This is a genomic window from Chitinibacter sp. FCG-7 (assembly GCF_040047665.1).
In the GTDB taxonomy this organism is placed as follows: domain Bacteria; phylum Pseudomonadota; class Gammaproteobacteria; order Burkholderiales; family Chitinibacteraceae; genus Chitinibacter; species Chitinibacter mangrovi.
This window is the reverse complement of the sequence record NZ_CP157355.1, coordinates 2,627,074-2,641,623: the sequence shown is the minus strand read 5'-3', so window position 1 is coordinate 2,641,623 and position 14,550 is coordinate 2,627,074. Positions and strand designations below refer to the sequence as shown.

13 protein-coding genes are annotated in these 14,550 nt (G+C 54.7%); 6 read left to right on the top strand and 7 right to left on the bottom strand.

Annotated elements, in window-relative coordinates; translation table 11 throughout:
* Positions 1–18: 18 nt before the first annotated feature.
* The 4 genes from bufB to ABHF33_RS12460 are packed head-to-tail and all read left to right on the top strand — an operon-like array spanning position 19 to position 2,449.
* Positions 19–858 (top strand): MNIO family bufferin maturase, encoded by an 840-nt coding sequence (gene bufB / locus ABHF33_RS12475; RefSeq protein WP_348944256.1) that lies wholly within the window; start codon positions 19–21, stop codon positions 856–858.
* Complete coding sequence (locus tag ABHF33_RS12470) at positions 858–1,637, top strand: DNA-binding domain-containing protein (RefSeq protein WP_348944255.1); 780 nt, start codon at positions 858–860, stop codon at positions 1,635–1,637. Before bufB ends, ABHF33_RS12470 begins: the two co-directional genes overlap by 1 nt.
* A gap of 10 nt (positions 1,638–1,647) precedes the next feature.
* Positions 1,648–2,211, top strand: coding sequence for a sigma-70 family RNA polymerase sigma factor (locus ABHF33_RS12465; protein WP_157669663.1), 564 nt, complete (start codon positions 1,648–1,650; stop codon positions 2,209–2,211).
* Positions 2,195–2,449, top strand: a complete 255-nt coding sequence (locus ABHF33_RS12460; RefSeq protein ID WP_348944254.1) for a hypothetical protein — start codon at positions 2,195–2,197, stop codon at positions 2,447–2,449. The genes ABHF33_RS12465 and ABHF33_RS12460 overlap by 17 nt, the downstream gene beginning before the upstream one ends.
* 289 nt (positions 2,450–2,738) lie before the next feature.
* On the opposite strand, the gene ABHF33_RS12455 is transcribed toward ABHF33_RS12460, so the two are convergent.
* The 5 genes from ABHF33_RS12455 to ABHF33_RS12435 form a co-directional block, all read right to left on the bottom strand.
* Positions 2,739–3,443 carry a hypothetical protein gene (locus ABHF33_RS12455; RefSeq protein ID WP_348944253.1) on the bottom strand — a complete coding sequence of 235 codons (705 nt, stop codon included), beginning with the start codon at positions 3,441–3,443 and terminating at the stop codon, positions 2,739–2,741.
* Complete coding sequence (locus ABHF33_RS12450; protein ID WP_348944252.1) at positions 3,440–4,150, bottom strand: hypothetical protein; 711 nt, start codon at positions 4,148–4,150, stop codon at positions 3,440–3,442. Before ABHF33_RS12450 ends, ABHF33_RS12455 begins: the two co-directional genes overlap by 4 nt.
* 3 nt (positions 4,151–4,153) lie before the next feature.
* Positions 4,154–4,798, bottom strand: a complete 645-nt coding sequence (locus ABHF33_RS12445; protein ID WP_348944251.1) for a hypothetical protein — start codon at positions 4,796–4,798, stop codon at positions 4,154–4,156.
* A gap of 308 nt (positions 4,799–5,106) precedes the next feature.
* Entirely contained in the window at positions 5,107–5,616 is a 510-nt protein-coding gene (gene ssb, locus ABHF33_RS12440) for a single-stranded DNA-binding protein (protein WP_348944250.1), read from the bottom strand.
* On the bottom strand, positions 5,617–6,981 hold the full coding sequence (locus tag ABHF33_RS12435; protein ID WP_348946635.1) for an MFS transporter: 1,365 nt from the start codon (positions 6,979–6,981) through the stop codon (positions 5,617–5,619). It abuts the gene before it with no gap.
* Between the two features lie 307 nt (positions 6,982–7,288).
* Here ABHF33_RS12435 and uvrA point away from each other — a divergent pair, with 307 nt between their 5' ends.
* Together uvrA and ABHF33_RS12425 are read left to right on the top strand one after the other, a co-directional pair.
* On the top strand, positions 7,289–10,147 hold the full coding sequence (uvrA, locus tag ABHF33_RS12430) for an excinuclease ABC subunit UvrA (RefSeq protein WP_348944249.1): 2,859 nt from the start codon (positions 7,289–7,291) through the stop codon (positions 10,145–10,147).
* A gap of 199 nt (positions 10,148–10,346) precedes the next feature.
* Positions 10,347–10,844, top strand: coding sequence for a hypothetical protein (locus ABHF33_RS12425; RefSeq protein ID WP_348944248.1), 498 nt, complete (start codon positions 10,347–10,349; stop codon positions 10,842–10,844).
* A gap of 912 nt (positions 10,845–11,756) precedes the next feature.
* On the opposite strand, the gene ABHF33_RS12420 is transcribed toward ABHF33_RS12425, so the two are convergent.
* Positions 11,757–12,158: an SMI1/KNR4 family protein gene (locus ABHF33_RS12420; RefSeq protein ID WP_348944247.1), complete on the bottom strand. Its 402-nt coding sequence runs from the start codon at positions 12,156–12,158 to the stop codon at positions 11,757–11,759.
* A 139-nt stretch (positions 12,159–12,297) separates the two neighbouring features.
* Positions 12,298–14,547 (bottom strand): type IV pilus assembly protein FimV, encoded by a 2,250-nt coding sequence (locus ABHF33_RS12415; RefSeq protein ID WP_348944246.1) that lies wholly within the window; start codon positions 14,545–14,547, stop codon positions 12,298–12,300.
* Between the last annotated feature and the right edge of the window lie 3 nt (positions 14,548–14,550).

Genomic DNA, 14,550 nt, shown 5'->3' with positions numbered 1-14,550 from the left:
CCTTGCAAGATATACCCCATGAAAACAACACTACCACAACTGAGAGGGCTGGGCTTGCGCTCGCCCCATTTGCCTACCGTACTGGAAACCCGCCCGGACGTTGGCTGGTGGGAAGTGCATAGCGAGAATTATTTTGGCGGCGGGCAAGCGCTGGCGCAGCTGATGCAAATCCGCCGCGATTACCCGCTCAGCCTGCATGGCGTCGGGCTGGGGCTGGGGCGGCTGGGTGAACTGGATGATAGACATCTGGCGCAGCTTAAACAGCTGGCCGAGCGCGTCGAGCCTGCGGCCATTTCCGAACATCTGGCGTGGAATCATTTTGCTGGCCGCTATTTTAACGACTTGCTGCCCGTGCCGCGTGTGCAAGGTGTGGTCGAACATCTGGCCAGCCACATTGTGCAGGTGCAGGATGCGCTGCAGCGCCCCATTCTGATTGAAAATGTCTCGGCCTACGTCGGCTTTGCCGATGAAATCATGTCCGAGGCCGAGCTGATGGTCGAGCTGGCGCGGCGAACCGGCTGCGGTCTGCTGGTGGATGTGAACAATTTTTACGTCAATACGCTCAACCTGGGGCTGGATGCCGAAGCCGAATTAGCCCGGATACCCGGCACCTTGGTTGAAGAGATTCACATTGCCGGTTTTGAATGGTTTGAAGGCACCGCCGTTGATACGCACGGCACAGCAGTCAGCGCCGAAGTATGCCAACTGCTGGGCAGCGCCCTGCAGCGCTGGGGGCACAAACCCGTTTTGCTCGAACGCGACACCCAGCTAGGTAGCTTTGCCGAGTTGCACCAGGAGTATATGCAGTTAGAACAAATAATAAAAAGCCCCCAAGCTAATACCTGTGGGGTGTATTAATGAACTACGTTCAGGCCATCAGCGCATTTGCCCATGCACTCAATCATGAAGGCGACACTAATCAGCCGCCTGCGGCCAGCGGCCTGCACTTTGCGCAGAGGATGCGGCACTACCGTGCCAATTGCCGCCTGAACCGCATTGCAGCACTGCAAGCGACATTCAGCACCGTCGAGCAATTACTGGGGGCTGATTTTTTTCGCGCCATGGCGCGCGAATACGTCGATGTCACCCCAGCCACCTCGGCCAATCTGCACGACATGGGCGACGATTTTCCCGGCTTCATTGCGCAATTTACCCCCGCCGCCGCCCTGCCCTATCTGCCCGATGTGGCACTGCTCGACTGGGCGCGCTGGCAAGCCTGGCTGGCACCCGACGCACCAGAGCTGGCCGCCGACCAACTGGCTTTTGTCGCCAGCGACGACTTTGCCAGCTACCGCCTGCAGCTGCACCCCGCCATGCAACTGGTGGCCTCGGCCAACTGGCCCATCGCCGACATTCTGGCCATGCACGATGGCGGCCCAAGCGCCAATCTGGACGCTGGCGGGCAGAAAATCATGATCAGCCGCTACCAGTGGCAAACCGTTAGCGACGGGCAATGGGCTTTTTTTAGCGCGCTGCAACAGCAGGCCAGCGTGGGCGATGCATTGGAGCAAGCGCTGGCGGTGGACGAGCGCACCGACATCAATCAGGCGCTGCTGTGGCTATTTCAGCAACAACTGGTCTGCGCAGCAGACCGCAGCGGCGCAGTTTGCGAAGATACACGCCCACACCACGCATAAGAGCCGCGCAATGACGCAAGCACTGAACTGGCTGACCGAACACGGCGATGTACTTTACAGCTTTGCCCTGCGCCGCCTGCGCGACCCGCACCTGGCCGAAGAAGCGGTGCAGAACACCTTGCTGGCCGCCATTGAGCAGAGCGCCGCATTCAGCGGCGCATCCAGCCCGCGCACCTGGCTGATCGGCATTTTGAAATTCAAAATCATTGATCTATTCCGCGCCCAGCAAAAAGTCACCCAGCTGGACGACGAACAGATGGAGTGGCAAACAGTGGGCGAAGACGATCTGTTCGATCAAAAAGGCCACTGGGCCGTGCCACCGCAAGACTGGCACGACCCGGCGCGGCTACTCGACAGCAAGCAGATCAAACAGCAAATCGACGCCTGTCTGGCTCGGTTGCCGCGCCGCATGGCGCAATTATTCTGGCTGCGCGAACTCAATGACGAACCCGCCGAGCAAGTTTGTGCGCAGCTGGGCATCAGTAGCGCCAATCTGTACCAACTGCTGTACCGCGCACGCCAAAGCCTGCGCCAGTGCCTAAGCGAAGGAGGCCGCCATGTTGAACTGCCGTGAAGTCAGCTATATGCTCACGCTCGCCCCCGAAGAGCCGATTAGCCGTTACCGCAAAATCGGCCTGGGCCTGCACCTGATGATGTGCAAACACTGCCGCCGCAACCAGCAGCAACTACAAACCATCCGCCAATGGCTGGCACAGCAATCCACCGCCGAAGCCGAACACGCCGACCATCCCCTCCCCGCAGACATGCGCGAGCGCATTGCACAACAGCTGGACGCCCAAGACAAGCGCTGATCAGATTGGCAATTGATGGCCTTGGTTTGACCGAAAAATGTTCCCCACTAAAAACAAACAAAAGCCCCTAGTGTGAGGGGCTCGGGTGGTGGATAAAGTTGCTTGTTATTTGAAGCAGCTAACGAAATACAGCGACCATTCAATCAACCCCGCACAGCGGCTGGAGTTCGGCCAAAGCTGTCCTTAGGACACCAGGTAAATGGTGGCTGCTTTCATGTTCAAAGCAGCACAAAAGGCATCTAGCAAACTAGAGGCGACTAATACAGCCATACATCTTACGGACACAAAATTAGGTCGCGTATATACCGACGAGATGCAAGTTATCATCATCGTGATGCTGCTGGACAGAGCTGGTGCCTTCATGGTGCAAGCGCAAGAAACTACAATCATCCGATGGCAACTTTTCTGCAGAACAATCTGAGCGCCAGAATCCATCTGTTGCGAGAATCCAGGCTTGCCCTATGTCATGGCTGAGTTGCATCAGTTCCGGCGGATCAAACCTACGGGCTTTCAAGACCCGAGTCACAAGTTGGCGGTTTACGAGCCCACCCACATCGTTAAAGACTTTGGCAGAGGCTGCTTCAAGAGTGTGGACGGGAGTCAGCCAATGTACTTCTTCAACTTTGGGCTGAGATCCGATTCGACAATCGCCACTAATGAACGCCGTGCAGGGACTACGATCATGTGGGATGAGCAACGCAGCAAAACAAGCCCGTTCCTGAAACAATCGTGCTTCTCGAAGTTTTTGATGGGCTTCCCGCATAAGCTGGACAACGCTGTCAGCAGTGGGAGTTGATTCGGGTAGCAGTGCTAGCAGCGCCTTCAGCCAGATTGCAGTGAATGAGATAGCCTTGGTGCCATGCCCTGACGCATCCATGATGACGGCAAACGTATAAGTGCCGCAGGCAAACACGCCCCCGGCATCGCGGTTTTCGGCTTGATCAAATCCCTTGATACTGACCCATGAGCAGTCAAAGTGGGGAATGGCATTCATGCTCTGATGCCTTGTGAAATGATTAGCTTGATACGTTCAAAAAGGACATCCTCTCTTGAAGGATCATTGTTGGTCGCCGCCTGCACGGCATACTCGAAGTCCCGGTGTTTATGCAGCGCGGCCATTTGTACGCTGACATATGTCTTGAGCATTTCGGGGGCGTCCAGTAGCTCTTCCAGCAGCTCGGTGCGACCATCAATCAGCGTCAAGATATCCTCAACATCCCGACTTGCGATCGGATCATCATCACCGCGCTGTAAGTAAGCTTCAAGCTTTGTGGCGATAAAGTAGGTTGGAGGGATTAGTCGGATGTTCATGCCGATTGGAAGTCGGTATGGCACAGCCTTCTGGAAGGCTTCTCTGTACCACTGATTTGTAAATCCCAAGATGCTTTCATCGTCTGGCATGAAATCTACGCGCAATTGGCCCAAGAGCATGGCACAGATCGGAACAGCATCTGTCTCCATAGACGCCTTAAATCCACGAGTAAGCAACTTTTCGCACAAACTGTGCCATCCAGCTGTGCTGATGACATGAACAATCAGGTCAACGTCATCGGTGTGACGGACTTGCCCTTGAGAATAGGAGTCTGTCACAAGCAAAGCTGTGGTGCACCCTCCGACAAAAGCGACTTCATTGCAGAGTTCCTGCCCCATTGCCTTAGCCACTGCGGTGATCATCACTATGTGATCTTCTTTGGTCGCCATTTCTTAGCCTCGAAGGAGTGTTTCCAATTTCTTGACAGCCAGATTGCGTTCCCTAGGCAGCCCCAGCCGGATAGAGTCAAGCGATGCTAGCATTGCATAAAGCTGAGGGTCCTGATTCACAGCGACCGGCACCGTTTTGTAAAGGGGCTCAATGGCTGGGCCGGATGAGTTGCCCTTTGCATATGGCCAAACTGGGGATTGCTCCGTCGAACGTAGCTCTCCTCCAAAGATCGGTGCAGTCAGGCAGGTAGCGATGCCTCGCGTATTTTCTTGTAATTTGACAGGGAAGACGTAGCGGATGCCATAAACAAGAAACTCCAACAACGCCTTGGTGTTCACTGTTAGCGAACTGTCACCCCTGCCCTGTTTAGCTAGCCCGCTAAAAAAACAACGTGACAAGGCATTGCTGATTTCTGACTTGCCGATCCCGGTTAGCTGAGCAAGCCCCCTGACGCTATATGGGCTGCTGTCGCCGCTTGGCGTTGGATCTTGCGTTGATTCAAAGTCTAAGGTGCTATCCTCGTCCCAATCTTTCCACGACAGATCCATCAATTGGTGGATCGCAAGGAGGCCTGCCTTCTTGTGCACAGTCCCCTGCTGCTCAAGGGACACTAACTTGAGTAACAATAGGATATCTTGACTTTTCATTTTTCATTAATCCAATTAGTCCACCGTCCATGGACCGTGGACTAATTTTTTAGTGACCAAGGAGATTTGTCAACATTTTTATTGCTGAACTTTGCATGAATAGGCCTCTAGCGGGAAACAACCTTATCGACCCCCCCGGTATTGAGCTGCACGTGATTTTAGAGTCCGATTGTAGTGACGCTACTGATTTCGCCAGCTACGCAGCAGTTTTGTCTGTCCGCTTAGGCCGAGATGTTGATGTCTAGACTAGAAATAATAAAGGCCGCAAGCTAATGCTTTGCGGCCTTTACTATTTTGCAGCTGGACGATTAAAACGGGATGTCGTCTTCAAAGTCGTCAAAGCTTTTTGCCGGGCGTGCTGCTGGCTGTGGTGCGGCTTGCGGGGCCTGGCGTGGGGCTGCTGGTGCGCTGTATTCCTGATTGAAATCATCACCGCCGTAACTACCCTGACCACCTTGCTGGCCACCCATGCCACCACCTGCACGACCGCCGAGCATTTTCATCTCGTCGGCGATAATTTCAGTGGTGTAACGGTCTGCGCCGGTTTGCTTATCTTGCCATTTACGCGTTTGCAGTTTGCCTTCGATGTAAACCTGGCTGCCTTTTTTCAGGTATTCACCGGCGATTTCAGCCAGACGGCCGTACATAGTGATGTTGTGCCATTCGGTTTTTTCCTGTTTGGCACCGGTGTTTTTGTCTTTCCAGCTCTCGGTGGTGGCAATTGAGAAATTGCACACTGCGCCGCCGCTCGGTAGGAAGCGAGATTCAGGGTCTTTGCCCAGGTTACCGATCAGCAACACTTTGTTTAACGATGCCATTTAGTTGGTCTCCGCAATCAGTTGTTGTGCTGCCGCTTCATCCCAGCCGTCTTGCAAGACTTTGAGCAGGGCAACACGTTCTTCAATTAATACCACGGCCTCTTTTACGCCGCGAATGGCGCCTAGTTTAGCAGACAGTTCGGCCGCATTGCCCGACCAATCTTCGCCAATGTGAAACATTTGGCTCTTCACCGGCAGCGGTGGCTGCATGCCCCAGGCCACCAGCAACCAGATCGCCATCAAGGCCGTACACAGCGCAAACACCGGCGTGGCGCTGTGGTAATGCTGGTAAAGCCAGCCCGCCAGCGCTGAGCCCATAAACATGCTGGCCGACTGGCAGGTATTGTAAACGCCCATCGCCGTGCCTTTGGCCTCGGTGGGGGCTATTTTGGAAATCAGGCTAGGCTGCGTCGCTTCCAGAACATTGAAGGCGATAAAATAAATCCCCAGCCAGAGCACAATCGCCGTCAGGCTGGGCAACCACAGCGTCATGCCCAGCTGCGCCAGCAACATCAGCGCAATGGCAAACACGAAGACTTCTTTCAGGTGGCGTTTTTTCTCGCCGTAAATAATCGCTGGCACCATCAGCACAAAGCCAACCAGCACCACCGGCAGGTACACATACCAGTGATGTGCCACATCAATGCCGCCAATGTCTTTGAGCAAGAGCGGCATTACGGTAAACATCGCCATTTGCGCGGCATGCAGCGCAAATACGCCGTAGTTCAGGCGCAATAATTGCGGATGGCGCAACACCAGCGGCAAACGGGACGTATTGGCCTCGGCATCCGAATGAAAGCGGCTGATGGCCGGATTGGGAATCACCTTCCACACGCCGATCAGCGCCGACACAGCCAGCGCAGCGGTTAGCAGAAAAATCCCCGGCAGGCCTATCCATTGCGCCAGCTTGGGCGCAGCCACCAGTGAGACCGCAAACGTAGTGGCAATGCTGGCCCCGACCATCGCCATGGCCTTGGTGCGATTTTCTTCGCGCGTTAGATCAGCCAGCAGCGCCGTGACCGCCGCCGAGATCGCCCCCGCGCCCTGCACGGCCCGGCCCAGAATCAGCCAGATAATATGGTCGGCCAGCGCGCACATGATCGAGCCCAGCGCAAACAGCGCCAGCCCGATATAAATCACCTTTTTGCGGCCAACCCGGTCAGACCACATACCGAATGGCAATTGCAGCAGGGCTTGCGTCAAGCCATAGGCACCAAAAGCCAGCCCGACCAGCGCATGGTTTTCACCACCGGGCATTTTGCCCGCGTACACGGCAAACACCGGCAAAATCAAAAACATGCCCAGCATCCGCAAGGCATACAAACCCGCCAAACCACTGGCGGCGCGCAATTCCAGTTTACTCATCATCTCGCATTACATCCGGCTGGCCCGCAACCCGCGAAAACACGGGCCACGTCATCAAGGCGCCCATTTTACCCGATTGCGCCGCATCACCACTTTTAGCGCAATTTATATTTAAACGACACCGGGTATTGCCATCTAAACAAAAGCCAATAATCGCTACAGAGCAATACCCCGGCCTTGATTTTCCAGGCTCTATTCCGGCACGGCAAAGGCACGCGTTTGCATGGTGAACAAACGTACTATGTACTATCTTGCGCCAGCATAAAGCGCTACAATCTTTGATTGTTTTTAATCGCCGGACAACGCCATGTATCGCCCTGCTGCATTAGAGCCAGACCAGCCGATGATCCGCATTCGCGGCGCGCGGACGCACAACCTGAAGAACGTCAATATCGACTTGCCGCGTGGCAAGTTAGTCGTGATTACCGGTCTGTCCGGCTCGGGCAAATCATCGCTGGCGTTTGATACCTTGTACGCCGAAGGCCAGCGTCGCTATGTGGAATCGCTGTCGGCCTACGCACGGCAATTCTTACAATTGATGGAAAAGCCCGACGTTGATTTGATCGAAGGCCTCTCCCCCGCGATCTCGATCGAGCAAAAAGCCACCAGCCACAATCCGCGTTCAACCGTGGGCACCGTCACCGAAATTCACGATTACCTGCGTCTCTTGTTCGCGCGCGTCGGCACGCCCTACTGCCCCGACCACGATCAGCCACTGCAAAGCCAGACCGTCAGCCAGATGGTCGATCATGTGCTGGCGCTGCCCGAAGACACCAAATTGATGGTGCTCGCGCCGGTGGTCATCGGCAAAAAAGGTGAAAACGTCGATCTATTTGAAGAGCTGCGTGCGCAAGGCTTTGTGCGCGTTCGTGTCGATGGCGAAGTGTTCGAGCTCGATGAAACGCCCAAACTCGATAAAAACAAAAAACACACGATTGAAGTGGTGATCGACCGCTTAAAAGTGCGCGCCGATTTGCAACAACGTTTGGCTGAATCATTTGAAACTGCGTTACGCCACGCCGATGGCCGCGCGATTGCAGTTGAGATGGATTCTGGCAACGAGCATTGGTTCTCGGCCAAATTTGCCTGCCCGGTCTGCAGCTACAGCCTGCCTGAACTCGAACCGCGCCTGTTCTCGTTTAACAACCCAATGGGCGCGTGCCCAAGCTGCGATGGTTTGGGGCAAAAAACTTTCTTCGACCCAAAACGCGTCGTCGCGCACCCCGAAATCAGCCTCGCCGCTGGCGCGATCAAGGGCTGGGACAAGCGCAATCAGTTTTACTTCCAGATGCTCACCAGTCTGGCGACGCATTATGGTTTTGACACCGCAACACCTTGGGAAGAATTGACGAGTGATTTGCAGCAAGTGATTTTGCACGGTTCTGGCCGCGAGGAAATTGCGTTTATTTATATGAACGAGCGCGGCAGCAAGTTCGAGCGCGTGCATAATTTTGAAGGCATCATCCCAAATCTGGAGCGCCGCTACCGCGAAACTGACTCAATGTCGGTACGTGAAGAGCTCGCCAAATATCAAAACAATCAAGTCTGCCCAGTCTGCGACGGCGCGCGCCTGCGCAAAGAAGCTCGCCATGTACGGGTGGGGGGTAATAATCTACACGCCTTATCTAGATTGGCGTTGCGAGACACACTCCACTTTTTCCAAACTCTGGTTCTCGAAGGCAACAAGGCGCAAATTGCCGAAAAAATCGTCAAGGAAATCAGCGAACGTCTTGGCTTCTTGGTGAATGTCGGTCTCGATTATCTATGCCTAGAGCGCAGCGCCGATACGCTATCGGGCGGTGAAGCACAGCGGATTCGCCTCGCCAGCCAGATTGGCTCGGGCTTGACCGGCGTGATGTATGTCCTCGACGAGCCATCGATTGGCTTGCACCAGCGCGATAACGACCGCCTGATCGGTACGCTGATGCATTTGCGCGATCTGGATAACACCGTGATCGTCGTCGAACACGACGAAGACGCGATGCGCGCCGCCGATTATCTGGTCGATATGGGCCCCGGCGCGGGTGTGCACGGTGGGCAAGTCATCGCCGCCGGCACGCCGGAAGAAGTCTTCAACAATCCCGATTCGATCACCGGCCAGTTTATGACCGGTAAACGCAAAATCGCCCAGCCTGAAAGCCGCCGCGTGCCTGACCCAGAACGCTGGCTGCACCTGATCGGTGCAACGGGCAATAATCTGAAAGACGTGATGCTCGAATTGCCGGTGGGTCTGATGGTCTGTATCACCGGCGTATCGGGCTCGGGCAAATCCACGCTGATCAACGACACGCTGTACAGCATCGCCGCGCGCGATCTGAATGGCGCTGGATGCGAGCCAGCGCCGTATCGCGAAGTGACTGGCTTGGAGCATTTCGACAAAGTCATCAACGTCGATCAATCGCCAATCGGCCGCACACCGCGCTCCAACCCCGCCACCTACACCGGCCTGTTTACACCAATCCGCGAGCTATTTGCTGGCGTACCAGTCGCGCGCGAGCGCGGCTACGGCCCGGGGCGCTTCTCGTTCAACGTCAAAGGCGGGCGCTGCGAAGCGTGTCAGGGCGATGGCGTGATCAAGGTGGAAATGCACTTTCTGCCCGACGTGTACGTACCATGCGACGTCTGCCACGGCCTGCGCTACAACCGCGAAACGCTGGAAGTGCAATACAAAGGCAAGAGCATCACCGAAGTGCTGAATATGACCGTCGAAGACGCGCTCGAATTCTTCAACGCCGTACCCACCGTCGCACGCAAATTGCAAACGCTGCTCGACGTCGGCCTTGGCTACATCCGCCTCGGCCAAAGCGCCACCACGCTATCAGGTGGTGAAGCGCAGCGCGTGAAACTCGCGCTCGAACTCTCGAAACGCGACACCGGCCGCACGCTGTATATCCTCGACGAGCCGACCACCGGCCTGCATTTCCACGACATCGACCTGCTGCTCAAAGTCGTTCAGCGACTAGCTAGCCACGGCAATACCGTGGTGGTGATCGAGCACAATCTGGATGTGATTAAAACGGCGGATTGGGTGATTGATCTGGGGCCAGAAGGCGGCGCAGGCGGCGGCCAAATCATCGCTACCGGTACACCGGAAGATGTCGCGCATAATAAGGCGAGTCATACGGGGCTGTATTTGGCGAGGGCGTTGGGGATTCCGAGAGAATAATTTTCATGACGGGTATATGGTTGTAGCCAATTATTAGATTGGACTACAACCATATACCCATCAGCACCAGCGTAGGGCGGGTTAGCCGAAGGCGTAACCCGCCAATTTAGCGATTGATTCAAATGCAGGTCGGCGCGGATCAAGACCCGCCCTACATGGCTAATAAAACCACTCAACTTCATTCAACTTGAGGTATTGCATGAAATTTAGCTTCAGAATAAGAACAGGTGGTGAAGTTATTTTTTTAGGCAGTGAACATACGCAAATTGTTTATTATGGCGAACCAGAAGAGCATGGGCGTTGGCGGGTTGATCTCAATGCACTTGAGAAATTGATCAATGATGGCTTGCGGGATTTGCACTTTGGTGGTTACGTTGATGAATTTTATTGTGGTTTGGAAATTGCCGATATTGAAGGATGGGGAAATTCATTTATAAAAACACGTGACTACGTCAGTTTACGCCCCAAAATACGAGCAATTGTCTCCGTAGCCCAAATCGATTGGCTTGTGGTAAAAGACCAAAGCCTTGAGTATCAATATTTATTACTATTGGAACAAGTCATTGACTGTATAGAACGCATTTCAACCGCAAAACGGAAACCCGCAGGTTTTGAGGCCAGTGCAATGGCTAAGCAAATGCGCAACGTCCTTTCACACATTCAATTGAATCAAATTAATTTGGAAAGCCCCACGTAGGACGTACTCATCGAAGGCATTACGCCGGATTAATCAAAGCTCAAGGCCGCCATCCACGGCGGTTTTTATTTGCCTGCAATTTGTTATCCACCACGGATTGGCGGCTATGCGCCGCGGCACTGACTTTCTTTGCTTCGCCTAAAGAAAGTAAGCAAAGAAAGGCGACCCCACATCTGCGTCGGCTACGCCGATGCCCTCGACTGCGGACGGATCAAGGCGGCGGCGGGGCTTAACAAAACAGGCCCCGCCGAAACCCCGCCCCGCCCGTTCCTCGCTCGGCGCAGACGCAGGGGAATTGGTGCAGACCAACGATTTCAGGATATACATGCCACGGTGTAACCCTGAAGGCTAGCTTCAAATTGATCTGTATCGACATACCCTGTAGGGTGCACTGAGCGTAGCGAATTGCACCGAATGAATCCGCTAGATATTTGCCGCGACTTTGCTTTTGCTTTAGCAAATTTACACAAATGACAATTAGACCGGCTTGCCCGTGGAGCCGCGCCGTTCGGGAGGCGGTTGGCAAGGTTTTAAGCCGCAACCTGTTTGAGCTGCGCGACGCTAGCGCGCAGCGAGTTTTGCGGCGCCTTGCCAATTGCCGGACGGACGGGGCTTCGCGGCGATCGGGCGCGCGAGGGTTGCAAGGGACGGAGCAAGACCCGTCCCTTGCTCGTCAGGCCGGCGAAACGGCCGGTTCACCGCCTGCGCTAGCAGGCTATACAAACGTCAAACAACCACAATTATCGCGCTCGGCGCAGCTGTAAAGGAATTCACGCGAAGCAACCAGTGCGGCATATACATACCGTATGTGTACATCTGCAGATCAATGCCTAATTAACCATCATTGATATACCCTACCATTGATTGGTCTAGCAGCTCCGATCAGTGATGCGTAATCAGACGTTTCCCTTCTCATACCGACTTGATATTCGAAAAGTCATCCGCCACCATGTCTAACTCACCCGATTCATGCGCCCAGATATAAACGGCTGGTAAAAATTCATTATCTTCATTATCTGTATGAATAAAAACAAGCTGGTCACCACAGCCATTGCTTGCGATGGCAATAGCATGCTCAGGGAAAAAACCACAGTCGCGATAAAAAGCCGTTTCTTTAATGATGTGATTGCAACTACGCACAAGACGTTTACGCTCCGATGTATCTGCAATTGGATATTGCTGCCATATATCGCCAGAGACCTTAATACTGCCGCCATTTTCTTTTTGCATGGCAAGGCGGTAAGACTCTGGGAGCGCGGCTCCCAGCTCCAGCTCGGCCACCTGGATGTATTTTTCATCGAGATTAAAAGACATATTCTTGAACCATAAAATTGAAATCAATGTATGCATAACAGAAAGGCCCTGGACGAATCCAAGGCCTTTTTACTGGTGATCAATCTTGCCAGCGCAATCGCACAACTTCACCACTTGCTACAAGCCATCCGCCAATCCATTAATTGCTGCCGAACATCCCCAGCAATTTGTCCAGCCACTTGGAGGCGGTGAGGCGTTGCGGCATGGTGCCTTTGTAGAGCATTTCTTCGAGCTGGGCAAAAGCTTCCTTGCGCTGGCCGTTTTCGATGCAGCGGGCGATTTCCTGCAAGGCAGGGTCGTCCGATTTGAAAATACCGGCCGCCGAGGTCGGCATTGGCGGCTCCAGTGGCGTTGGCGTGGCTGGAGCGAGCGGGCTTAACTCAATTTCGTCGACCGTTTCAACGGCATCAATTTGAATCTCGTCCACTTCAGTGGCGGCGATTGCGTCAAGTGCGCTACCGCCTTGATATTGAGTCACGTCATTGGCATCCGACTCATCCTCAGCGGAGTCGGCGACCAGCTCGAAAGTCGGCGCTTCGTACTCTACTTGGGTGGCGGGGCTATCGAGGTCAAAGTCGAACTCATGGCCGGTCTGGGGCGTAGATTGCACCGGAGCCGGCTCCAGAACGGCGACTTCATCGGGCATATCCAGCCCAGCTCCAGCGTGCAGGGCGTTGGCAAAGGCCAGGTCTTCATTGTTGGCAAAGCGCGGCTCTTCGGGCATGAGCTGAGGCTCATTATTCAGATCAAGCGACTGGTACAAAGGATTGGCCGGGTCGATGGACAAGCCCAGCTCCTGCACATTTTTCCATAAGGCATCGCTGGCAAATTGCAGCCGGAATGCCACCGCTTTTTCCTGGAAAGCCTCTGGCATGCCATTGCGCTGGAAAATCTCGAACAATTTCATCCATAAGGCCAAGGCGGCCGGGTATTGCTGGATTTCATGGCTGAGCAAATTGATCGCCTGCGGTACTAGGCCGTGATCAAGCAGCAATTGGGCTTCTTCGGTCACATTGCCCGGAGAAACCACGTCCATGTCTTCGCTATGCCATTCTTCGTTCTGATCGCGGTGAATAGGCGTACCGATCTGATGGGTATCGAGCCCGCCAAAGGTCACCGACTGGGCGTATCCGGTATCAGAATCAAGCCGCGAATGAGAACGCAAATAGGCGGTAGATGGCGAGATCACAGTGTAGAGTTCATCCGGCTCGCTATTTCGGCCCTGCCAGCGACGCCAGCCCAGATAGGCCACGGGAATCAGCAACAGCGCCAGCAAAGGCCATAGCCAGCCTGCCAGAGCGGAATCGGTAGCTTTTTTACCGTCCTCATCCGCTTGATTGTCGCTATTTGTGCTACCGCTATTTCTCAGACTGGCCAGCTGTTTTTCCAGCTCGGTCACCTGATATTTCAGCTGCAGCATCTGCGCCGCCTGATCGTCTGACTCAAGCGAGAGCAAACGCTCACGCAACTGCAGCGTTTGCTCAGGGGTCAGCGTATTCGGTCTTTGCGTATCAAGATTGATTTCGGACAGGCGCAATCTGAACTCGCCGGAACCGCGCGCCATATTGGCACTGTCGGGCGTGGATGGATCGCTTTCCAAACTCAAGCGCGGCAGGCTTTCCAGCGGTTTAGCGGCAGGCAGATCAAATTGCAGAGCTGGAATCAGCGGCGCGGGGACCGGAGTCGCTTTTTGCTGCGGCATGGGCAGCTGGATACGCCAATCGCCATTTAAGCGCGCATTGGTATTTTGTGGCAGATCGGGGTTCAGCTCGTAAATGGCTTCGATCATTGCCTGCTGGCGCGCTTTATCGCGCGGATAATAGCTGGCCGCAATCTTGGCGACCGAATCACCCTCTTCGCTCAGCCAGCTCCCGCCGAGCGCGGGCAGTTTGCGCCGGACGGTGTTTTTTACGGTGGGCAGCACCGTGTCTGTGGCTTGCTGCGTGATACCCGAGCGATACTCAGGCGGATCGAGGAAAATCCGGTAGTCCCGCTGAAAAACCCGCTCGTCTTCACCAGGGCATTTGACTTTAACGCCCAGCGTGACCAAGGGCTCACTGGTGCTTTCCTCGCCACGGATAAGCAGACGACCGCCGCCTACTTCATACTGATAGACCAGACGGGCACGACGCAAAACACCGCTGGCATTTTCATCCTGCGGAGACACCAAACGAAAGCAGTTGGCATTCAGGTCTTCGTCTTCCGCTGCAGCCACGGTAATCGACGCGTTAAAGCGCTCGCCCAAGGCTGAGCGCACGCTGATCTCGCCCAGCATGGCCGCCTGCACGGACGAGAAGCTGAGCCCGGCCATCAGCACCACAGCAATACGCCGCAGCGGGAAAACAGGAATGGATTTGGCAGTCGTCAACACGGTCAAGACAGCGCCCATCAC